Below are 20,364 nucleotides of genomic sequence, written 5' to 3'. Positions count from 1 at the left end.
GCGAATGCATTTGTTTGAAAGCCAAATGAAGCTGCATAGACGGCTGTTGCCAATAAAAGTTTTTTCATTGCTTTGACCTTTCTTGAAAAATAGGAAGCCATTTTTCTGGAGATTGTCCAACTTCATCCATAATGGTCTCTAGGAGTTCAATATTCTTGGTGGTGCCACTTAAAATGGCTATTTCATCATCAAAGCCGTGTAAATTTAGTTCTGCTACAACTGAACTTTGTCCTTGTTTGATGAGAAAACGCCGTGACTCACGGCTTAATTCTGATTGTATCAGGTTAAATTCTCTGTCCGATAATTTAAAACCTTCTACATAATCCCCATGATTGCCCTTTTGATTGGGAAAATAAATTTGTGTTGGGCATTGCTCTATAATGGTGTGGGCAATGGTCGAATTGATTGCATCTTTGGGAGATTGCGTTGCAAACAACATCAAACCATTTTGTTTACGGATAGTTTTCAGCCTGTCTTGCGCAAAGGCTTTAAAGGAATCATCCTCTAAGGCTTTCCAGAACTCATCAATGACAATGATAATACGGCGTCCATCAATCAGAGACAAAATCCTATGAAAAAGATACATCATCAAGGGTGGACGAATTTCATTATTGTCTAAAAAATCCGTCATGTCATAACCAATAAATTTTGCATCAATGCCAATGTCGTCATCAGGATTGTCAAAAACCCACCCTAAGGCATTGCCTTTACACCATCTTTCTAAACGACCCGCTATCCCCTCCCTGTGCGTGGTGTCAAAAAACATTTGTAAGGCCGATATTGTCCGTTGTTCTTTGGGTAATAAGGCAAGTTGGTCAACAGCAGCAGAAATATCTTGTCTTTCTGATTCACTGATCTTTTGATCTTCAGACGAAACAAGCTTTATAATCCATTGGCGTAAAAAAACTCTATCTGCTGGATTGTTATAGTCTAAGCCTTTTAGCGGTGCTATGCCTGTCGGTCTACCATTCTTCAAGGGCATATAAGTGCCGCCACCCGCTCTGACAAAAAGTTCTGCGCCCCGATCTTTGTCAAAAAAGACCATATTGGGATCATGCTTTTGAAGTTGCGCTAAAAGAAAATTGACAATAACCGTTTTCCCAGAACCAGAGGGACCACAAACAAACGTATTGCCTAAATCACCAAAGTGAAAGTTAAAATAAAACGGTGAACCAGCAGAGGTTTTCATCAAGGCTACCGCTGGTCCCCATACATTGCCATCTATTTTCCCAACCGGAAAAGAATGAAATGGAGAAAGCGCTGCATAATTGCGGCTTGTTATTGCACCAGAGCGGGTGCGATAAGCATAATTGCCAGGCAATTGTGCCCACCAAGCCGCTGCTAACCCTAAATCTTCCCGCGCAATGACAGCCCCACCATCTGTAAGACGAGAACGCGCTTTGGCAAGATTATCCGCTAACTCTTGCGGCGTATCAGCAAAAACTGCCAATGATAAATGATGTTCCCCTAAAACAAAACGATTGGATTCAAGATCATCAAGCGCATCATCAAGTTCCATAATTTGTGAGCCCGCACGGTCTCCTGCATTGACCATTTGGTTTTGTTTGCGCCCCATAATTTGCTTGGCAGCATTTTTGCTCTTGAAAATAAAAGATTGGGTGAAAATAAACTCAAAGGGAAGGGTGAGCAAACCATCCGCCATGCCTACCCTAGTTTTTGCTGGATATTCTTTCCAACCAAACATGCCCGCAAACCGCTGTGCCGCCTCGGTGCGTATTTCTATGATCTCTTTTCCAAAAATGAGACGGTCTGAATAAACAGTTGAAGCTATCGTCCCCCATGTGAGAGGGATACGTTCACGACGACCTCCCACCAATTGGTGGATAAACTCACTTTGCTGCGAATAAATATTGCCTTCATGTTCATAAAGACTCAATCTTCTTGCACCATAGCGCTCTAAATTTTGAATAAGATCTGTTGTAATATCTTCAAGCTTGCGAATGGACTCTGCATCAACTTCTGTCTTTTCTTGCTTGGCTTTGCCTAAACGTTTGAAAAACTCCACTAATTTATCCGTTTGATCAACGTGTGGATTCCACAAAATCGAAAGATAAAGCTCATTGCGATAAAGCTCCTGTGAAATCATCCGGTCGCGATATTTATCATCTAATTGCTTGGCAAATGCCGATCTGAAAGTCCCATCCGGATAAACAGTTTCACGCTTTCTGATAATATGGCTATAAAGCGCTATCCGTTCATCCGCTATGTTTTTAAACAGATTATTGAGCTGTTCGTGAAGCACATTCAGATCAATAATATCCGCTGTCTCAAAGTTAATGCCTTCAAGTTTAATAACGCTCATGAGAGCGCGTGAATCCAGCGCAATGATGTGTTTATTGACATGGCGCACATAAGGAATGATCGCCTCTGGCTGCTTTTCACGTTTGCGCTCTGTTCTATTCATTGTAATTCCTCATAATTACGAATTAATCGTAATGGAGAAATACTTCCCCCACCCCATAGACTCGAATTTCTGGCAAAAATAGATGTCTTTTGCCATGTCAGAAGAATACGAAATTTGTTATGGTCATGCTTTAGGATTTCCTTGAATATGAAATGCAGCATCACACCAAAGGTGATAAGAAAAATATTGCCTGTCATAATAAACAACATCATCGTTCCTATCGCATTTAATCCCATAGCTTCCACCGTCACGCCTGCGATCATTGCAGGGCGCGTGCAAGCAAGAAATAACGTATCTTCTGTTAGCTTGTCGTGCTCTTTCATGGCTTTGAAAGGCTAAAGTTAAGCGAATTAAGACATAAACATTGATGCGATTTGTGGTGCACCAAAAACAATGCCGATGCCAACACAAACAAAGAAAGCTTTACGCATTTCAACATAACCAGCAATCCATGCAAGCCCAATACCAGCAACCGCAATCGTCGCAATCGATTTTGCAATGTTTCCTGTTAAAGCTTTGACTAATTTATCAAGAGCGCCTTCAATTTTTCCAAAGTCACCTGCGGCAAATGCTGGTTCACTCAGTGCGATGAAGGCAATAAACAGCATCAATGCTGCTGTTAACCATTTCTTTTGGGTGTTGGATAGAATAGTTTTTTGTAAGGTATGTTCATTAATGAACGAATTATTCATGTTTTTCATGAAAATTCCCCCGCTTTATGTTTAAGTTGATCATAAAATTAATATTCAAAATATTAATCGGGAATCATATAAATGAAAAAAATAAATTTTTCTATCGATAAATTAATAATATTTAATCTTTTATTATTTAATGAACAATAAAATACAGCAATATTCAAAATGATACTTTTAAAATATCTTCGATCAGCGCCTAAATATATTATCTTAATTTGTATTATTATTTTAGGATACTTTTATTTAAGTCAACATAATGAACAACTTACTCAAACTTCTTTTTTAAAAGGATCAGAAAAGACAATTGGAAACCCCGTTCAAAATCCGAAGTCACAATTGATAGATTATGCAAACCAACAAGACGTAAACCAACAAAATGTGGTATTGCATCCAGAACCACTCGCATCACAATTTTATGAAGAAAATGTGCCGGTCTATTCCGGTGCTATACAGGTTACAAGTGGTGTGACCTTTAAAATGATTACGCTTGTAGATGATGGGTGGAGAAAAAAGATTATCCGTGATATCCGCTTATATGGTGTGGAAAGCTGTGAAATGAGGCAATTTGCCTCACGCAACGGAGTTAAGTGGCCTTGCGGTGCTTTTGTTACGGCTTGGCTTGTTTCAAAAACAATTGATAAAAAGGTTACTTGTCGGCAAGCACGTGTCATTCAACAGGTTCATTATGCACAATGTTTTGTAGATGGGGTTGATCTGGCGCGGTTGGGGCTGGCAGAAGGGTTGATGGTGTTGACAAAAGATCAGCATCATTTTCCATCCCCAGCAGACTATAAAAACTTACAATCTGCTGCTCAAAAAGCACAAAACGGTTTATGGTCGAGCCAATTTCAACAACCAGAAGATTGGCGAAGAGATCATGGAAGCTATAATCCCATTGACCATAATTAATATTGACCATTATTGATAAAGCGTTCTCTCAAGCGCTATTTAAAAATCAAGACAATATTCTACTGCGAATCTTATCAGAAAAAAGTTAATTATAATCCACACAGTCCTTGGTGGACAACGCTCGTTATGGAAAATTGTTGTGTTTAAAGCTCGCTTACGCATATAGGTTGCTCACTACAGCGCTATGGGAGAGCGCGTTTCCTTCCCCTAAACAAAATAGTCATTGTAACAAACATGAGTGTTCAGAAAAATCTGAACACATGCAAACTACTGATGTGACCTATGGTCATGAAAAAAGGCTTATGAAAAAATAGAGAAAAGGTAAAACTGAAAACACCTTGCCTTCAAAAAACAACCAATTGCTTCAAATCAAACCAGAATTTTTAATGTAAGTTTTGCCTTATGTTGTTATGTTCATGAAATATGGGTTGCAATCTGAAAGAGAGTGTAGCGGTTCTATGGAATTTTTAGCAAAATGAAGGGGATTTTTTTTCAGGCTTTTGAAGAAGCTAAAGAGACTATGAGGAAAAAAATGTGCTTTCTTTTGCTATAAAAGAAAGCACACTGAGGGGGAATTTAGAGTGACAGTTTTACATATTTTACTTTGAAAAGCGGTCTTTTTTATCTTTTTTCCACAAAAAATAAGTTGCAAGTCCGAGAATGGGAACACCCAATTTGGCAAAAGGGAGATGTTGACTGAGAGCTGCAAGGCTGGAAACGGTCGCATCTGTCATGAGTTTGTGGCGTTGTTCTTCTGTCTTTTTTTGTTGGTCATAGCGTTGATAAGTTTTGAGAACGCGACTGATAATAAGACCTAATCCTGCAAGAGAAAGACAAATTAAAAACATGATACTGGCGGCAGCAAGAGGCTTCATAACAGAACATAACGCAATAAAACCGATGGTACATAAAAAAAGCAAAGACATGAAGAATGAAATGCCAATAAACCCATAGAAAATTGCTTGAAGGCGTACTTGCTTGACTGTGCTTTTAAGCCCTCCACCGACAAGATGGTTTAAAAGAGGCGCGATAAACTTATGCATTGCTTAACGACGCAGTAATTGAGAAAGAATAAAACCAACCCCTGCGGCAAACAAAACGCTTTTGCCAGGATTTTTGCGAACGCATTGATTCATGGTTTGTTCAAGATCACTGATTTTGTCTTTTGCTTGAGACATCATGTCTTCACCACTTTCTTTCGCTGAGTGATATAGTTTTTCCGCTTTGTCTTTGGCGGCGTTGAATTTGTTTGCACCAAGATCTGTTAGGGTTGAGGTAATCCCTGAAATTTCAGTGCGTAACGTTTCTAATTGTCCTTGTAGGTCTTTTTGTTGGTCTTTTTCTACGGCTGATTTATCGTGCTGTGTTGTTTTATTATGGGCCATGGTATTTTTCCCTCTTGATTCATTATATTTGTATTGGTGTGTTCATAGTGATCATTTGCATTGGAGTGAAAATTTTCACTGCTTGAGTAACGCCAAAAGCTTTTTTTGGTTCCTTTCATTTTGTCGAATTTAAAACTGTTTTTGATAAAATAAATCTTTCCTATACGATATGCTTTGTCTGTAAAGGGTCGCATCTGTTGAGAATTGTCTTATGCTTTTGCAGCAATTTAGCACCATTCTTCAGTTTCTCGTGGCGCAGTTTTTTATAAAAGTTTTTTAAAAAGCCTGTTGAGGTTTATTTTTTAGGCTTGTGACAGGTAAAAAACATCGTTGTTGCGATTTTGCGGCAGAAATAATGTCATTTTTATGCTTTTGCAGAAGAAAAAGAAAATAATATTGCGGCTCTTTGCTCTCTATGTATTTGGGGGCAACACGCGCTCCCCATGATACTTTTGGTCAGTTTAAGATATTGCGATCGTTCTTTTTTTAAACGTAAGGTATATTTTTATTTTAGGATAGGGACTTCAGTGCACGGGTTTTTAGAGATGTGCGTATCCTTTTTTTCAAGAGTTTTATGATATTTTTGCTGCTTGTTTCATGTAAGCAAATATTTTGTTGGCTTTAAAAGAGCCGCTGAAATGAGAGAAACTTTGCGATATGAGAGATTTATTTAACAGGAACGATGATAAATTATTCTTATAAATTAAAATATTATATGCGATACTTCTTGTAAGTTTATCATTTTGCCTAATTTATGCAATAAATTGATTGGGTAAGATAAACTTGTTGAATTGTTAGAGAAAAATTTCTTGAGTAATTTCTTTAAAACAAGAGAGAGCTTGTGGAATAAAACTATACTTGATTTATCAAGTTTTCTTTCTTAAGAGGAATACACAAGTGACGTTAAAAGGGTAGTGGCATTTTGGAACAGTGATGCTATGCGGGGTGACGATCCAGCTCATAAATAAAGATAAGAGCACAAGAATGTGAGATAAAAATGGAATCTGAAACAGTCCCTTTAGATAAAACAGTCCCTTTAGATAATATGTCTGCTGTATTGACAGTGCATGATTTTTCTCCTCTTTCTATGTTTATGGCTGCTGATTGGGTGGTGAAAGCCGTTATCATTATTTTGTTACTTGCTTCTCTTATGTCTTGGACAATTGCTTTTGTGAAAATTGTTGAGATCACTTTGGTAAAACGAAGAGTACGTCATGAACTTCAATTGGTTCTAAATGCTCAGACTCTTACGCGTTTGGCAGCTAGCTTGAAAGAAAGCAAAGGGGCTGGTGTGTTTTTTCTCAAAGAAGTCCTTAAAGAGGTGTATCTTTCTGCACAACAGGTTCATTTTTCTGCTCCTGAAGGGATAAACGAAAGCTCTGGTGAAAAAACCAGTACAGAGGAAAGGGCACAAACGATTGAAGATATTCTCTTTTATGAGGAGAGCAATCAATATGAAGATGTTTCCCGCGATGTTCGCGATGCTAAGGCTCGCGATGTTCATGAAGGTTTAAAAGAAAGGGTTCATTCACTTTTGTCACGCTGCTTGCTGGCTGCTACACGCCGTGTTGCATGTGGAAGCGCTGTTCTTGCAACTATTGGCGCAATTGCTCCTTTTGTTGGTCTTTTTGCAACTGTTTGGGGAATTATGAATTCTTTTATTGGGATTGCTCAGTCTCAAACAACGCGACTTGATGTGGTGGCGCCTGGAATTGCTGAAGCCTTATTCGCAACGGCTGTTGGGCTTTTTGTGGCTATTCCCGCCGTTGTTATGTATAATAGCCTTATGCGTGCTTTGAGTGGTTATCGTAGTGATTTAGGTGATATCGCTGCTGCTCTTGAAAGGCTCTTGAGCCGTGAACTTGATAGACAAAGACAACAGAAAAGTCATAAAAAATGAAAGCAAGCCTTAATAATGATTGGGATATAGACGAGAGTGGGTTGCAAAGCGAAATCAATGTGACCCCTTTTATTGATGTTGTATTGGTGTTGCTTATTGTTTTTATGGTTGCAGCGCCTTTGGCAACATCTGCCATTTCCGTTCAGCTTCCTTCTATAACTCAAGCACCTTCAGTGGTTCAGTCTGATGAACCTCTTTATGTTACGTTGCAAAAAGATCGTTCTCTTTACATTGGTGATCATCTTGTAGAACAAGCAGCTTTGAGAGAAGCTTTGTTGAGGGAAACGACGCAAAATTTAGAGACAAAAATTTTAATCAAAGCGGATAGCGAAATTGATTATGGTACTGTCATCGATTTATTAAATCAAATACGCATGGCTGGATATCATAAAATCGGTCTTGTAGGATTGCAAAACTCTACCAATCTTGTCTCAAGAGGTGAGATCAATAATAAAACAACAGGGGTAGCGAACGCTGCTGTCGATGGAGCGGGTGGTAACGTTGTGGGGCATGTGGATGCCGTAACAACGAGCACTACGGGAAACGCTAATATTCCAGCCGATGTCTCTGATCAGTGATAAAAAACAGACTTTGTTGCAGGAAGCAAAGCATATTACTCAAAGTTGTAGAGTGAAATTGATGAGGGTTCCGTGGATTTATTAAACCAAATACGCATGGGTTTGATATTACGCAGGGGGTTCATATATTGAATCGGTTTTTTAGGATTAAGCTCTACTCATCTTGCCGCAAGAGGTGCGATCAAGAAAACAGCAGAGGCGATTGTTGTGTGTCTTAATACATCTTAAAGCTCTTTTTGCGGCGGTGTTCATAAATGGTATAACCGTAAAGCCCCCGTAAAATAATCAAAAAATCTATCGAACCTCACTCTCTTTATGCTTAATAAAAGAGTAAGCGAGCACCATTATCGTATTTATATTTTTTTCCCAATGTTGCGACAGTGTTTAGGACACGTATTCATTGTAGGCATTTTTTCAGTTTTTATCTGTATGCTAACCACGTTTGGAATGTGAGAAACATGCTTTTGATTGATTTAATATCAATAGGCTTGCCATGAAACAATCTTACAGTATTGAGATCTCTCATTTAAGTTGAAAGACAATTGATTATTATTATAAATCAATATGATGTATAGATTGTCGACATTACAAGTGGTGTGTGAACGCTCAATGGTTAATGCCAATGTTTTTGTTATGGGGGAGAGGGATCGGGTGATAATGAAGTTTTGTATAGCGTGAGAGACGTAATTGAGAGATGATTATTTAGAGGGGCGTTTAGTGAAAAAACTTTGAAAGCAAATGCGCATTCCCTCTGCACTTTAAAAGCGCAAAGAATTTCCAGTATGATGTATAGATTGTCGACATTACAAGCAGTGTGTGAACGCTCAATGGTTAATGCCAATGTTTTTGTTATGGGGGAGGGGTATCTGGTGATAATGAAGTTTTGTATAGCGTGAGAGACGTAATTGAGAGATGATTATTTAGAGGGGCGTTTAGTGAAAAAACTTTGAAAGCAAATGCGCACTCCTTCTGCACTTTAAAAGCGCAAAGAATTTCCAGTGAAAGAGTGGTTGGAATAAGTATGTGTGTTATTTTGAGAGGAGCGATTTTTCAGAGCTTCTTAAGTATGTCCCGTTGAACCAAAACCTCCTGTTCCACGGCTCTCGTTATGGCTTTGGGTATTTTGCTCTGGTTCAATGGCGCAAACATTAACTTGAGATACGGGGGCGATGACTGTTTGGGCAATGCGCATGCCCCGTTTAAATGGAAAAGTCTTCTTGGTCTAAATTGATAAGAAGGAGTTTGACTTCACTTCCGGATAGTCACACTCAATCGTTCCTGGAGTGTTGAGGCATGTGATGCCCGTGTTTTAAGGCTAAGCCAGAGCGTGGACGGATGCGTGCTTCAAACCCCACGTGATAAATGAAAAATGAGACCTGTTGGAATAAGTGTCCGCTGCCCAGGGGCAAGAACAAGCGTTTCTTCTTTACCAATTTGCTGCTTGTAAATCCAAGACCCGCAGAACCAGCCGTTGCGTAGTGAGGAAGCTTTCTTGTCCCAAGTGCAAGATGCTGAACGGATAAAGTCTGGGCATGTGAAGATTGAGAAGAGACAGGAGAAGAGTAAGGATGCCCGTTTAGAGGGGCGTTTAGTGAAAAAACTTTGAAAGCAAATGCGCACTCCTTCTGCACTTTAAAAGCCCAAGGGGTTTTAAGTGAAAGAGTGATTAGAATAAGTGTGTGTTATATTTTAAGGATAGCGATTTTTTCAGAGCTTCTTAAGTGTGTCCCGTTGAACCAAAACCTCCTGTTCCACGGCTCTCGTTATGGCTTTGGGTATTTTGCTCTGGTTCAATGGCGCAAACATTAACTTGGGATACGGGGGCGATGACTGTTTGGGCAATGCGCATGCCCCGTTGGATTGAAAAGTCTTCTTGTCCTAAATTGATAAGAAGGACTTTGACTTCACCACGGTAGTCACTATCAATCGTTCCTGGAGTGTTGAGGCATGTGATGCCGTGTTTTAAGGCTAAGCCAGAGCGTGGACGTATTTGTGCTTCAAACCCAAGAGATAAATGAAAAATGAGACCTGTTGGAATAAGTGCCCGCTGCCCAGGGGCAAGAACAAGCGTTTCTTCTTCTCCAATTGCTGCCCGTAGATCAAGACCCGCAGAACCTGCTGTCGCGTAGCAAGGAAGTTCTAAACCTTGTCCGTGTGCAAGACGCTGAACAAATAAAGTCTGGGCACGTGAAGATTGAGAAGAGACAGGATGGTTGTTTAAAGGGGCGTTGGTTTCAGTGTGCGACATGATCAAGGCATTTCCAAAATATGAGGTCTAGAAGAAAATGATACTTTAACAAAAGATATCTATAAAACCAAGTCGATAAAGGTGTGTGGATATAGGTTGTCCCCAGAGCTTGCTTATCATCTCTTACTGACCTAAAATATTCCACAACACCACCTAACATCATCAAAGGCATTTTTCAATAATGGCATCATCAAGGATGGCTTATGCCTAGGGGCATGCGCTTATTTGAGATCTAAATTATGGTTACAGATAAGATTTTTTAGATACTACCGATAAGAATACCCGTGGCAAAAACCAGAGCTCCCCCAATGATGACCTGTAAAGAGGCGCGCCAAAAGGGAGTGGACATGAATTTGTTCTGAATCCAGACGATGGCGCCTAGTTCGAAAAAAACAATGATAAAAGCAATAATTGTCGCTACATAAAAAGAGTTGATCAAATAGGGAAGAGTATGACCTAGTCCTCCTAATGTTGTCATGATGCCGCTGGCAAGACCTCTTTTTAATGGCGAACCACGCCCTGATAATTTGCCGTCATCATGGGCTGCTTCTGTAAAACCCATTGAAAGTCCCGCACCAATTGAAGCTGAGAGCCCTATCAAAAAAGTTTGATGCGTGTCTCCCGTGGCAAAAGCTGCGGCAAAAATGGGGGCAAGGGTAGAGACAGAGCCATCCATTAATCCTGCAAGACCTGGTTGAATCCAAGTCAAAAGTGTTTGTCTTTGCGTTTTTGAAGGTTTTTTTATGGTGTGATTTGCCGCTGTTGTTTTTTGGGAGGGATGGCGGCTCTTTTCTTTCACAAGAGAAGTTTTGTCACATAATGAACCGATAGTGTTTGCACGATTATGACAAGAAAGGCACAAAAGTTGCTTATAATTTTTAAGCTCTTGAAGCCCCATAGCGGTAAAAACCGCGGCTTCCTTAGAGGAATAAGGTTCTAGAGCTTTTGCATATTTTAAATAGAGCGCCGCATGTTGCTCTTTTAATTTGAGCGCTTTAAGTATCACGTTTTGTGCTGAACGAAAGGACAGAGCTTTACGTTGTACAAATGAAAAAAACGATCTCAACATTTTCTGTTCCTCTGCACTTTAGAATAATTCTAAAACATAAGAAAAATAAACCGAAAGTCAATCTAAAAGTTAAAAACTGACAAATTACAAAAAGGTTGCACTGAGAAAAAAGGTGATGGGATGCTGAGAAAGTATAAGGAGATTCATTAAATGGAGACGACAGGGGCGCATGAAAGAAATGATTACGTGAAAAAATTTAAGAGACAATGTGCTTTATTTTGCTAAAGGGGCGTTTGAATGGAGCATTCTAATGTATTGATGCTCGAGAATATAGGAAAGGAATAAGCTAGCATCATCATTCATTTGATGCGTTCAAAAGACTGTAACAGCTCTTAGAATTTGAAATGATTCTTTAAAAGAGACCTTTTTCAAGGGATAAAAGCCCATTTCGCGAGGGTGGGCCCCCGTGAAGAGTATAGAAGGGTAGAGCCGCAAAATGTTCATGAAATAATATAAACTTCATTGAGTCTTCTTAATCTTTACGCTTCATAAAAGAGCAAGCTGGCATCATCATACACCTTAGCTCCCAGTGTTGCGACAGTCTTTAGCACGGTTCATTATAGGCATGGCATTTTATTGTACAGTTTTACGCCACTCATTCTGCTTGTGGAGGTGTAAGACAGTATTCTTATAATATTTACGCGCATTTTAGCGTTGTTACAGCTTTTGCATTTAGGTGGATTTGTTAGCGTGTAACGAATTATCTTTTGTGCTGTAATTGCAGGGGCAGGTTTAAGGGTGGGAGTGTATAAATGACAGAGATATTATCATATCAAATTATTTGATCACGCATAAAAATTTATGCTTTATGAAGGGGCATTTATTGCCTTGTAACTTGCCTGATATCTTGCATGAAAGCCCAAAATTCAGTAGGATTCCTCTCATTTCAAAACTTCTTATATTGAAGCAATTCAAATCATTTTTTTGTGTATCACAAGGAAGGGTGTGGGTGCTGTGTTTTTATTTAAAGTATGGGATGAGTTGAAATGTGAAAAGTGCATAATCTCTACGCGTTAACAAACGTTTTTGATGTTTTTAAAAAAGAGCGAAATTGTGCAGAAAAAAAGGGAGCATATATGGAAATTGATGATAGTTTAGAATGGTTTTTGGGTTTGCACAAACTAACAATACCGCAGGCAGCGCTTTTAATAGTTGGATTAAATCCAGGAAAGTGTTTGTTTCACGATGAAACAGAACCAGAAAAGAGTGATATTTACGAAGATAACCTTTCCGTATCATCAGAGAAAACTGCTTGTTTCCGAGGAGCTTATAATGCCATAGTTCAGGCAGGAAAAGACGATCAATTAAAGATAGAATGGTCGAGTTTTTCTAATTATATAGAGACATATTCCTCATATGTTCTCGTTGATGATTTAAAAAAATGGCTTTTATTGCGTGGTCTGCGTCCTGCGTTTTTTTTCCCTGAGGATAATTTTGCTGAGACTAAGGATCAAAAATATGCGTTTCAAGATCCAACGCATCCACGTTATGCTCCAAAGCTTGCTGCTATTGTTGCGGCATGGGAAGCGGTGAGTGAGGCTGAGGGTGGTAAAACTGTTAAAGGAACGCTTATAAAGTGGCTTAGTGAAAATGCCGTTCAGTACAAGTTGGTAGATGATAATAATTTACCAAGAGAGAAGCTTATTGAGGAATTAGCGGCTGTTGCGAATTGGGAACCTACCGGAGGGGCGCCTAAGACACCTGCCAATTAATTTTATCAAAAAAAAAAATAAAAAGATCACTAAAATTGTGCTGCTTTTTTTGATAATTTTGAAGATAATCTCTTTTTCTGGGGGGATTTTTACTTTTCTTCCCTAGATTATAAGTAATTGTTTTTCAATAAAAATATTTTTTATAGTGTTCCTCTGACTGTTCAGGCGGGGGAAAATAGACATTTTGGGGCAGTAAAATTTACCCTGTAGTTTTCGTAACTTACCTCTCTATTTTTGTTTGATTTTTTTGGTCATTTTTAAAATCCAAATCAATTAAAATGGAGTTGAAAATGATAAAAATATTTTCTTTTTTTACGGTGCGTGGAAGTGCAAAAAATCCTCAAGTCAATGCACCGATAAATACACCGATATTGGAGCAGCCTGTTGCTGATGAGGTGGTGTGTAAATCGTTTAGAATAGGTGTATTGTCGTGTTGGTTAAAGTTTGAACTTATCCTTGTTATGGAAAAGGTCAAAGCTGAGCGCCATACGCTTTCTCCATAAAGAAATCTTGTCATCTATGAGCGAGTGAGGATTTCTCTTGAAAAATTTGCACAATAGCAAAACCCGTTCTGTGGCGTAACAAAAATGATGTCATAAATGATTATCTCATCATAAATATGCTTTAAGAATAACCCGTGCGTGGCGAAAGTCTATGGCGTAGTCGCTATAGATTTTTGCTCCGTGTGTGATGATCAATACTCTTGTTTATCTCTTGTCAATGCAAGTGCCCATGAAAGTGATGGATGTCTATTGTTCCATTGTGATGCTTGGTTGTTCATGTTTAGAAACGACAAGTGTATTAAATGCGATAGGGCTGATAGAAAGGAAAACGTATCCTGTAAAAATAGGTATGTCTTTAAAATAAAGCTGATAAACGAAATTATTTTTTTATCTACCTTTTATATGGTGAGAAAAAAGGCATTCAAAGTGCAAGCATAAGCAATTCAGCAGTAAATCCCAAAATAGCATAGATCGTTTCTAGGAGAACAGGGAAGAAAATCTATCTGCAAAAGCTATGTTAGATCATGTGACCGGTGAAATAATGTGGTTAGGGCAATAAACAATTGTTTTTGGTGAAGAGATAGAAATCGGTCGGGTGTTGATTTCTGGTTTATTAGAGAATTTTCTTTGTTATCTCGTCAAATACGATCGTTTGAGGTGTGGTCATATAAAGCGAAGCTTTTTTTCAATCTTGGAAAGATATTCCCATTGCGGAAAATCATATAAAGTTTAAGCAACGGCAGCATGATTTTTTGTGCAATGAAATGATAAGTATGTACAATATCTCGGTAATCTCCATGGGAAACTTTACCGGATCCAAGGTGTGGATATTGTCTTCTGCTTATCCCAAATCGCAGATATTTCAAAACAACAACGGTGGAGAATGAATGTTGGATATGTTCTAGGGAAGGTTGCAAAAAATGGCAGTTTTCAAAAAAATACTAAAAATGACGAAAGGAGCGGTTTCCCACTCCTTCGTTCCTATCTCCCCTTGCGGGGAAGCGGTCACCATTACTGATGCCGTGTATGCTGATATAGGTACACTTATTTTTCCCAAAAGTCAATACTGTAAATGCGGTAAATATTTGAGCATCAGAGCTACAACTTTATGAAAATCTTCGCAGGATAACCTTGGAACGGTACGTGAGCAACTTAAACGACTTACAGAAACTGTTGTGACATAATTGCAGATAATCCACGCTTTTTTATTCTCTATGGGAGATTGTATTGGATACGCAGCGGGATTATTGGGTTGTGATTTCGTTGAAAAAGGTAAAACTGTCACATTTCCATATAATTTTGCATTCTTAGAAAGCACTAAAACAGGCCGCTTTTTCCAAAATTCAGGGAGTATCGAATCATGAGGAAAATCGCACCAAAAAACTTGCCTGATGCGTGGTGCCGATTTGATTCGTGGTTTTATATGAGGTGGTTTTTCGTAAGGCGCATTTAAATCCCTTTCTTTTATATGCTCGCGCCATGCATTATGATCATGTTCCATCATAACACATGGTTCTTCAAGTTTGGTTATATCTAAGGAAATAGGTGATAGGGTAGAAGGCTCTGTATTCTTATCTTCAGCCATAGCAGACCATTTATATTTATTGGTCCCCTCACTTATTATTTTACGGCTTTTCTATCACGAGTTTTTATCAAAATGTTGCTTATAAGTACAGAGAGGTGAAACCATAAAATGGATGTATCTGCTTATTTTTGTCTTTTGAGTACAACGCTAGAGGAGGGATGTTGGTGACTCGTTGGTGTTGGTGGGTTGGTTTGGCGGTGGGTGGTTTTGGGTGGGGATTGGTGACTGGAGAGTTGTTGGTTAGGGGGGAAGCGATTGGAGAGAACGAGTGAACGCGGTTTCGTTTCTATTTTATGGTTAGAGTTTTTTATTGCTTGAAAGAATGCCTTTTGAAGTAATATAGAGGCTTATAAGGCTGAAAAATAGGCTTGAGACGACATTCCAACCGGCAAATGAAAGAAAAAGAAAGCGTGCGGATGCTTCAGAACAAGAAGGGGGATGAATGTTGTTTAATTGGCTGAGCAGCTGGTTAATGTCTGAGGTTTTTCTCACTGCGCTTAAACCACAACTGAGGGGAGCAGCCCAAAAGCCATATTCAACACCCGCATGATAAATGGCTAAAACAAGGCTGATGCACATTAAGACAAAAACACACAAAAATAAAAGTTGTACCCAAGCAGTTATGCGAAAAAAATATGCCCCAAAACCTGCTAAAAGCAAAAATGGTATGGCCCCATAATAGGGGAAACGCTCTATGAGACATAAATCGCAAGGAAGATACCCTCCGAAATGTTCAAAACCAAGGGCAATACCTATTGTGGCAGACAAGCAAAAAGCAAGAAAAAAAGCCCACAAACTTTGTTCTTTTCTGCTGGGTTCAAGATGAAGGTGCTTGTGTAAAAGTGGGTGAGAAGACAAAACGCATGCCATTAAGTCTGTTCCTTATAAAAGCTTCCTGTTTAAAAAAGCTATGAAAATCCCATAAATTAAAAGGAGGCTAACACAACCAATGAGAACAATCCATTTGAAATGCTGTACTAAAAAATTCATTGCTTTTTGTCCAAAATGTTTAATCAGCCACGCGAGAAGATAAAAACGAGCGCCTCTAGAAAAAATACAAATAAGCATGAAAAGTTCAAGACGTACACTCATTACACCGGCCAAAATTGTGACAATCTTGATGGGGGGAAGATGAAAAAAACCTGATGTTATCAGTAAAATGATTAGAAATTGCAGGGTTGCACTATTTTTCAGAGATTCAAAACTTTCAACCTTACCATAAATTTCTAAAATGGGTTTGGCAAGGGTATCATAGGCAAAATGTCCGATAAACCAACCGGCAATGCCTCCTAATACAGAACAGATTGTCGCAATCAAAGCATAACGATAAACCCGCTTTTGATGGATAAGAAGCATCGGAATATATAAAACATCTATGGGAATTGGAAAAACAGAACTTTCAATAAAGGCAATGAAACCAAGCCAGTGTGGTGCTGTACGCCGATTTGCTAAAGAAATCGTCCAAAGCTTTAATTTGTTTAATATCATGAGGCTTTTTATAAGTTTAAGAGGTAAAGACTTTACAAATGAGATTGCTATAAATCCGGTAGAGAAATCCAATAAAGAAAATATTCCATAAAATAGATCAGAAAATGATATGAATTCTTAAAAAATGAGAAGTCTTCTGTTGACGAATCTGTGCTTCTTCATATAGTGCAAAGGAATAATCGACAAGTCTATCTTTTATAGTCCTGTCTTTTATAAAAGTGTGCGGGTGTGGTGGAACTGGTAGACGCGCCAGACTCAAAATCTGGTTCCGAGAGGAGTGTCGGTTCGAGTCCGACCACCCGCACCATCTCATAAGTATTTCCCTTTATCCTGTTATGGCGCATCACTTTGGTTTATAAAACATGGGATTTATAAAATATGGGGGGATTTATAAAACATGGGATTTATAGACCGTGTTCAATGTTTTGCATGTTGAATGAAAAACCTCGAATACCGTAGGATTCTCTCATTTCAAGTCTGCTTATAGTAAATCAACCAAAATCATGTCGCTCGTACGTTACAAGCTAGATGAGCTCTCGCGTGGAGTGAAATTTTACAAAAAATGAATAAAAATGCCTCTTATGCCGTTTCAAGGGCATCATTGGAGGTAAAGTGTATGATGGATGGTGCCAGCTTGCACTTTTATGAAGTGTAGAGATGGTGCTCTATAGATTTTATATTCTTGTAGGTGCTGTCGCAAAATGGGCTTGAGGGTTTTGAGAGATGTTTCTTTAAAACACGCATGTGCATTGGCAACCAAAGTGTCTTGAATTTGAGTGTGTTTGGTTTGAAGCGTTGTCGTATGACATGAGGGGCGTGATCGCCAAAAAGATATGTGAGCAACAAAAGCATGAGGCAATGCGTAATCTCCACTCTTTAAAAGACAGAGTTTTAGAGGTTTAAAAAAATAGTGCTTTAGAGGCTTTATAGATTTTATATTCTTGTAGGTGCTGTCGCAAAATGGGCTTGAGGGTTTTGAGAGATGTTTCTTTAAAACACGCATGTGCATTGGCAACCAAAGTGTCTTGAATTTGAGTGTGTTTGGTTTGAAGCGTTGTCGTATGACATGAGGGGCGTGATCGCCAAAAAGATATGTGAGCAACAAAAGCATGAGGCAATGCGTAATCTCCACTCTTTAAAAGACAGAGTTTTAGAGGTTTAAAAAAATAGTGTTTTAGAGGCTTTTGAAAGTTGTAAAGCAGAGGGAAATGGTAAGGTTGGAAATTGGTTTTTTACCTTGACAACTTCATGTTCTCTCCAAATGAAGCTGTCTCCCCGTTACAGAAATTACATAAACAGAAAACCGCAATATCCTTTCTCCACTCTGGCATACAATAGCTGTAAAATACGGTCGTTTGAAGTGTGGTAATATAGGGCATACTTCCTTGAAACGTTACAGTATTTTTTCGCTGTGTGTTGAATATTCTTCAGTGTGTTTGTCTTGCTTTAGGCTTAAGGGCATTCCATGAGGAGGAGCCCAGAGAAGCTCGCCCAAGATCCCCTTAAGAGTCCCCAAGAGTTTTTGTGCTTTTATAAACGGACATGGTGTTTTAAAATGGGTTTTTAGAATCTTTATCCTTTAAGAGCGGGGAGGCCAAGTCAACATCATCCTATAAAACTGCAATTGATGCACAATATCCATATTTCTTTTAAAGAAATATCTCTTAAATACCGGCTCTCATTTATTTTACGATGGCGCCCAGTGGTATGGTGGTAAAGCTTTTATATATTCCCAATGCACGACATGAAAGGCTGAGAGGATAGGAGCTTGCTTTAAGAGAGGGAGAGGTTGGATTGTTTCGTGATTATTTGTTTACAGTTTAGTACTGGTTTTTAGAATCTACGTCTTTTTAGTGCAAAGGGGCATTAAAAAACCCCGTTTTTAACAGGGTTTTTTAATCGTTCAATTTTTCTACAAAACTTAGAATTTATAAGCGATACCAAAGCGAACATCATGCGTTTGAGAAGAGATTTTAAGGTTATCGTTTGCAAATTTCTTTTTAAAAAAATCTGAATAACGATATTCTGTACGCATGATGATATTATCTGTCATTGCAAGATCAAAACCACCACCAACAGTGTAACCAAACATTGTTTTTGTCTCATCTAACACATTGCCAGAAGCAAAAATTGTCGAATCTTCTTGCGATTTTGATAAAAGTGACATGATATATTGCATCTGTCTATAGGCTATACCCCCTGCAATATAAGGCATAAGACGATGGGAAGCAAAACCAATACGCGCGCGCGCGGCACCAGACCATGTTTCTTTCAATGTTACACCGCTAACAACAATGTCACCATGGTTGGGTATCGTTTCATCCTGAGCGGCAGGTTTTATGATAGGAATTCCAGCTTCTTCAAAGGCAATGTTAATGGAGTCTAATTTATCTAGAATTTTCTTTCCATTGTCTGTTTGGGTACTTTTCTTCCCAGACCAAACCATGTCCGTATCAAAACCGAAAACAAAATCTCCCAGATCAATATTAGAACCTGCATACAAACCTGCTCTCAATCCTGATAGTTTCGGTGATAAATCTCTATCAACCAAAGCCCATTTTCCGTCTCTAGCTTCTTGTGCGTAATTTAGAGTATTTTTATTGGAAAAATATCCAATTTGTCCTCCAAAATAAAAACCAGACCAAGAAAAAGGCGCAGAAACAGTAACCGGTGAAATACGTGATGATGAATCATTTTGCAATGAAACCTTCGGTTTTGATTGCTCAAAGATTACCGTATCTGCTGCTTGCGCTGTTGAAGCGGTAATGAAAGTGAAAATAGATAGTGCAATTAAACATTTTGTTTTCATAAAAACGTCCCCAATTCATTTAAAATACAAAGCGCATTATACACGAATTGATTAAAGAAATCTATATTTAATATCATTATGAAAATTAAAATACTCAAAAACTCTATAATTATCCATATTTAAGTGTTCTTAAAACTTGTTTTCATGCTATTATCCCGCGTTTGTATTGATTTTTAAGGATTTTTTATATACGCTTCTTCAGTGTTCTCTGTGTTTTAGAAAAAAATATAATATAGTAAACAGGCTTTTTATTTGTTTAAAAAATATTATTTTATATATATTAAAATCACTTTTTGTTATTAAGTGTTAAATATATTATCCACTATGATTGATATCAAAGTGCTTAATATTCAATTGGTCGTAAAAAATGCATATTGGCACCATCATATTCTTTATCGTATTCTTTGCTCGTTTCTGATATTGCGTAGCTTTGTATGGCGATAGCCTTTTGAGCACTTAAGGGGATGAGCGACTTTATTTCTTTTTTATCTATACGCTACTTTTTCTTATGACAATCCAAGCGAATAGTTTTGATTGATTGAATGGAATACAAAGAATAAGAAGGAGCAAAGGGCGAGAATCTCAAGTTTCAAGAGGTTTCTCATGTGCCATGTAAAATGATAAACTTTCCGTTCGCTTAAAGACGGAACGTGGATGAGAGCCTAAAAACTGAATGTCGTTGGTTATTTTAAAGAGATTAGCGCGTGCATTCAGGTTTTTGTGGAAATGGGTGAGGGCGCCATAAGGGGCAAATGCCTCAAATTTCTTGCGAGCTGTCAAGGATATCCCGTCAGAGAGTGAATTGTTTCAGCAAAGGTCAAAACCTTTCAGTGCATCGAATTTTGTTCCAACAGCTGTTCCTCTATTGAGCACCTCTTTTCCACTTCATAGAGGAGACATTTTTCAATGTTTCTAAACCCATTTCACGACGGTGGCTCGTGAATGATATAACGATAAATCTATTGAGCACCCATCTTCACGCTTCATAGAGGAGACATTTTTCAATGTTTCTAAACCCATTTCACGACGGTGGCTCGTGAATGATATAACGATAAATC

16 protein-coding genes, 1 tRNA gene and 2 pseudogenes are annotated in these 20,364 nt (G+C 38.5%); 6 read left to right on the top strand and 13 right to left on the bottom strand.

Annotation, left to right across the window (positions count from 1 at the left end; translation table 11 throughout):
* Positions 1-64 precede the first annotated feature (64 nt).
* From ACFILY_RS07885 to ACFILY_RS07875, 3 genes are read right to left on the bottom strand one after another with little or no spacing between them, the layout of a single operon-like run.
* A complete protein-coding gene (locus tag ACFILY_RS07885) occupies positions 65-2,425 on the bottom strand; it encodes a VirB4 family type IV secretion/conjugal transfer ATPase (RefSeq protein WP_375673305.1) in 2,361 nt (786 codons plus the stop codon).
* The gene (locus ACFILY_RS07880) at positions 2,422-2,748 is read right to left on the bottom strand and encodes a type IV secretion system protein VirB3 (protein ID WP_273791704.1); all 327 of its coding nucleotides are present in this window, start codon (positions 2,746-2,748) and stop codon (positions 2,422-2,424) included. Before ACFILY_RS07880 ends, ACFILY_RS07885 begins: the two co-directional genes overlap by 4 nt.
* Positions 2,749-2,775: 27 nt before the next feature.
* A complete protein-coding gene (locus ACFILY_RS07875; protein ID WP_375630953.1) occupies positions 2,776-3,126 on the bottom strand; it encodes a TrbC/VirB2 family protein in 351 nt (116 codons plus the stop codon).
* A gap of 159 nt (positions 3,127-3,285) precedes the next feature.
* Between ACFILY_RS07875 and ACFILY_RS07870 the strand changes: the two genes are divergently transcribed.
* Positions 3,286-4,029, top strand: coding sequence for a nuclease (locus tag ACFILY_RS07870; RefSeq protein WP_375637784.1), 744 nt, complete (start codon positions 3,286-3,288; stop codon positions 4,027-4,029).
* Between the two features lie 599 nt (positions 4,030-4,628).
* On the opposite strand, the gene ACFILY_RS07865 is transcribed toward ACFILY_RS07870, so the two are convergent.
* Together ACFILY_RS07865 and ACFILY_RS07860 are read right to left on the bottom strand one after the other, a co-directional pair.
* Positions 4,629-5,072, bottom strand: a complete 444-nt coding sequence (locus ACFILY_RS07865; protein WP_375630955.1) for a hypothetical protein — start codon at positions 5,070-5,072, stop codon at positions 4,629-4,631.
* A gap of 3 nt (positions 5,073-5,075) precedes the next feature.
* Positions 5,076-5,414 (bottom strand): YqjD family protein, encoded by a 339-nt coding sequence (locus ACFILY_RS07860; RefSeq protein ID WP_375613241.1) that lies wholly within the window; start codon positions 5,412-5,414, stop codon positions 5,076-5,078.
* Positions 5,415-6,411: 997 nt separating this feature from the next.
* On the opposite strand from ACFILY_RS07860, the gene ACFILY_RS07855 reads away from it, so the two are divergent.
* Both ACFILY_RS07855 and ACFILY_RS07850 read left to right on the top strand, forming a co-directional pair.
* Positions 6,412-7,314 (top strand): MotA/TolQ/ExbB proton channel family protein, encoded by a 903-nt coding sequence (locus ACFILY_RS07855; protein WP_375630956.1) that lies wholly within the window; start codon positions 6,412-6,414, stop codon positions 7,312-7,314.
* Complete coding sequence (locus tag ACFILY_RS07850; RefSeq protein WP_375630957.1) at positions 7,311-7,892, top strand: biopolymer transporter ExbD; 582 nt, start codon at positions 7,311-7,313, stop codon at positions 7,890-7,892. The genes ACFILY_RS07855 and ACFILY_RS07850 overlap by 4 nt, the downstream gene beginning before the upstream one ends.
* A 1,060-nt stretch (positions 7,893-8,952) precedes the next feature.
* Here the strand turns inward: ACFILY_RS07850 and dut (ACFILY_RS07845) are convergent.
* The 3 genes and pseudogenes from dut (ACFILY_RS07845) to ACFILY_RS07835 all read right to left on the bottom strand — a co-directional run bounded on the left by dut (ACFILY_RS07845) (position 8,953) and on the right by ACFILY_RS07835 (position 11,209).
* Positions 8,953-9,523: pseudogene (gene dut, locus ACFILY_RS07845) on the bottom strand (dUTP diphosphatase).
* 86 nt (positions 9,524-9,609) lie between these two features.
* Complete coding sequence (gene dut / locus ACFILY_RS07840) at positions 9,610-10,140, bottom strand: dUTP diphosphatase (protein WP_375637785.1); 531 nt, start codon at positions 10,138-10,140, stop codon at positions 9,610-9,612.
* 259 nt (positions 10,141-10,399) lie between these two features.
* Positions 10,400-11,209: a VIT1/CCC1 transporter family protein gene (locus ACFILY_RS07835; protein WP_375637786.1), complete on the bottom strand. Its 810-nt coding sequence runs from the start codon at positions 11,207-11,209 to the stop codon at positions 10,400-10,402.
* A 1,076-nt stretch (positions 11,210-12,285) separates the two neighbouring features.
* Between ACFILY_RS07835 and ACFILY_RS07830 the strand changes: the two genes are divergently transcribed.
* Both ACFILY_RS07830 and ACFILY_RS07825 read left to right on the top strand, forming a co-directional pair.
* A complete protein-coding gene (locus ACFILY_RS07830; RefSeq protein ID WP_375637787.1) occupies positions 12,286-12,921 on the top strand; it encodes a hypothetical protein in 636 nt (211 codons plus the stop codon).
* Between the two features lie 290 nt (positions 12,922-13,211).
* Positions 13,212-13,424 (top strand): hypothetical protein, encoded by a 213-nt coding sequence (locus ACFILY_RS07825; protein ID WP_375637788.1) that lies wholly within the window; start codon positions 13,212-13,214, stop codon positions 13,422-13,424.
* Positions 13,425-14,484: 1,060 nt separating this feature from the next.
* Here the strand turns inward: ACFILY_RS07825 and ACFILY_RS07820 are convergent.
* The 3 genes from ACFILY_RS07820 to ACFILY_RS07810 all read right to left on the bottom strand — a co-directional run bounded on the left by ACFILY_RS07820 (position 14,485) and on the right by ACFILY_RS07810 (position 16,497).
* Complete coding sequence (locus tag ACFILY_RS07820; protein WP_273790913.1) at positions 14,485-15,009, bottom strand: type II toxin-antitoxin system PemK/MazF family toxin; 525 nt, start codon at positions 15,007-15,009, stop codon at positions 14,485-14,487.
* Positions 15,010-15,306: 297 nt separating this feature from the next.
* A complete protein-coding gene (locus ACFILY_RS07815; RefSeq protein ID WP_273790912.1) occupies positions 15,307-15,879 on the bottom strand; it encodes a disulfide bond formation protein B in 573 nt (190 codons plus the stop codon).
* A 12-nt stretch (positions 15,880-15,891) separates the two neighbouring features.
* Positions 15,892-16,497 carry a YqaA family protein gene (locus ACFILY_RS07810; protein ID WP_273790911.1) on the bottom strand — a complete coding sequence of 202 codons (606 nt, stop codon included), beginning with the start codon at positions 16,495-16,497 and terminating at the stop codon, positions 15,892-15,894.
* A gap of 222 nt (positions 16,498-16,719) precedes the next feature.
* Between ACFILY_RS07810 and ACFILY_RS07805 the strand changes: the two genes are divergently transcribed.
* Positions 16,720-16,804, top strand: a tRNA-Leu gene (locus ACFILY_RS07805).
* 1,614 nt (positions 16,805-18,418) lie between these two features.
* On the opposite strand, the gene ACFILY_RS07800 is transcribed toward ACFILY_RS07805, so the two are convergent.
* Both ACFILY_RS07800 and fumC read right to left on the bottom strand, forming a co-directional pair.
* Positions 18,419-19,306 (bottom strand): outer membrane protein, encoded by an 888-nt coding sequence (locus tag ACFILY_RS07800; protein WP_375630962.1) that lies wholly within the window; start codon positions 19,304-19,306, stop codon positions 18,419-18,421.
* 645 nt (positions 19,307-19,951) lie between these two features.
* Positions 19,952-20,167: pseudogene (fumC, locus tag ACFILY_RS07795) on the bottom strand (class II fumarate hydratase); the annotation flags it as partial.
* Positions 20,168-20,364: the final 197 nt, after the last annotated feature.

The organism is Bartonella sp. CL25QHWL, assembly GCF_042195335.1.
Classification (GTDB): domain Bacteria; phylum Pseudomonadota; class Alphaproteobacteria; order Rhizobiales; family Rhizobiaceae; genus Bartonella.
Note: the sequence above shows the minus strand (reverse complement) of the source record. Positions and strands in the feature narration are given on the sequence as shown.

Coding starts and splice junctions, on each gene's coding strand:
- ACFILY_RS07860 (WP_375613241.1), bottom strand. CDS start 5,414: ATGGCCCATAATAAAACAACACAGCACGATAAATCAGCCGTAGAAAAA.
- ACFILY_RS07865 (WP_375630955.1), bottom strand. CDS start 5,072: ATGCATAAGTTTATCGCGCCTCTTTTAAACCATCTTGTCGGTGGAGGG.
- ACFILY_RS07875 (WP_375630953.1), bottom strand. CDS start 3,126: ATGAAAAACATGAATAATTCGTTCATTAATGAACATACCTTACAAAAA.
- ACFILY_RS07800 (WP_375630962.1), bottom strand. CDS start 19,306: ATGAAAACAAAATGTTTAATTGCACTATCTATTTTCACTTTCATTACC.
- ACFILY_RS07825 (WP_375637788.1), top strand. CDS start 13,212: ATGATAAAAATATTTTCTTTTTTTACGGTGCGTGGAAGTGCAAAAAAT.
- ACFILY_RS07880 (WP_273791704.1), bottom strand. CDS start 2,748: ATGAAAGAGCACGACAAGCTAACAGAAGATACGTTATTTCTTGCTTGC.
- dut (WP_375637785.1), bottom strand. CDS start 10,140: ATGTCGCACACTGAAACCAACGCCCCTTTAAACAACCATCCTGTCTCT.
- ACFILY_RS07835 (WP_375637786.1), bottom strand. CDS start 11,209: ATGTTGAGATCGTTTTTTTCATTTGTACAACGTAAAGCTCTGTCCTTT.
- ACFILY_RS07810 (WP_273790911.1), bottom strand. CDS start 16,497: ATGATATTAAACAAATTAAAGCTTTGGACGATTTCTTTAGCAAATCGG.
- ACFILY_RS07885 (WP_375673305.1), bottom strand. CDS start 2,425: ATGAATAGAACAGAGCGCAAACGTGAAAAGCAGCCAGAGGCGATCATT.
- ACFILY_RS07815 (WP_273790912.1), bottom strand. CDS start 15,879: ATGGCATGCGTTTTGTCTTCTCACCCACTTTTACACAAGCACCTTCAT.
- ACFILY_RS07850 (WP_375630957.1), top strand. CDS start 7,311: ATGAAAGCAAGCCTTAATAATGATTGGGATATAGACGAGAGTGGGTTG.
- ACFILY_RS07830 (WP_375637787.1), top strand. CDS start 12,286: ATGGAAATTGATGATAGTTTAGAATGGTTTTTGGGTTTGCACAAACTA.
- ACFILY_RS07820 (WP_273790913.1), bottom strand. CDS start 15,009: ATGGCTGAAGATAAGAATACAGAGCCTTCTACCCTATCACCTATTTCC.
- ACFILY_RS07870 (WP_375637784.1), top strand. CDS start 3,286: ATGATACTTTTAAAATATCTTCGATCAGCGCCTAAATATATTATCTTA.
- ACFILY_RS07855 (WP_375630956.1), top strand. CDS start 6,412: ATGGAATCTGAAACAGTCCCTTTAGATAAAACAGTCCCTTTAGATAAT.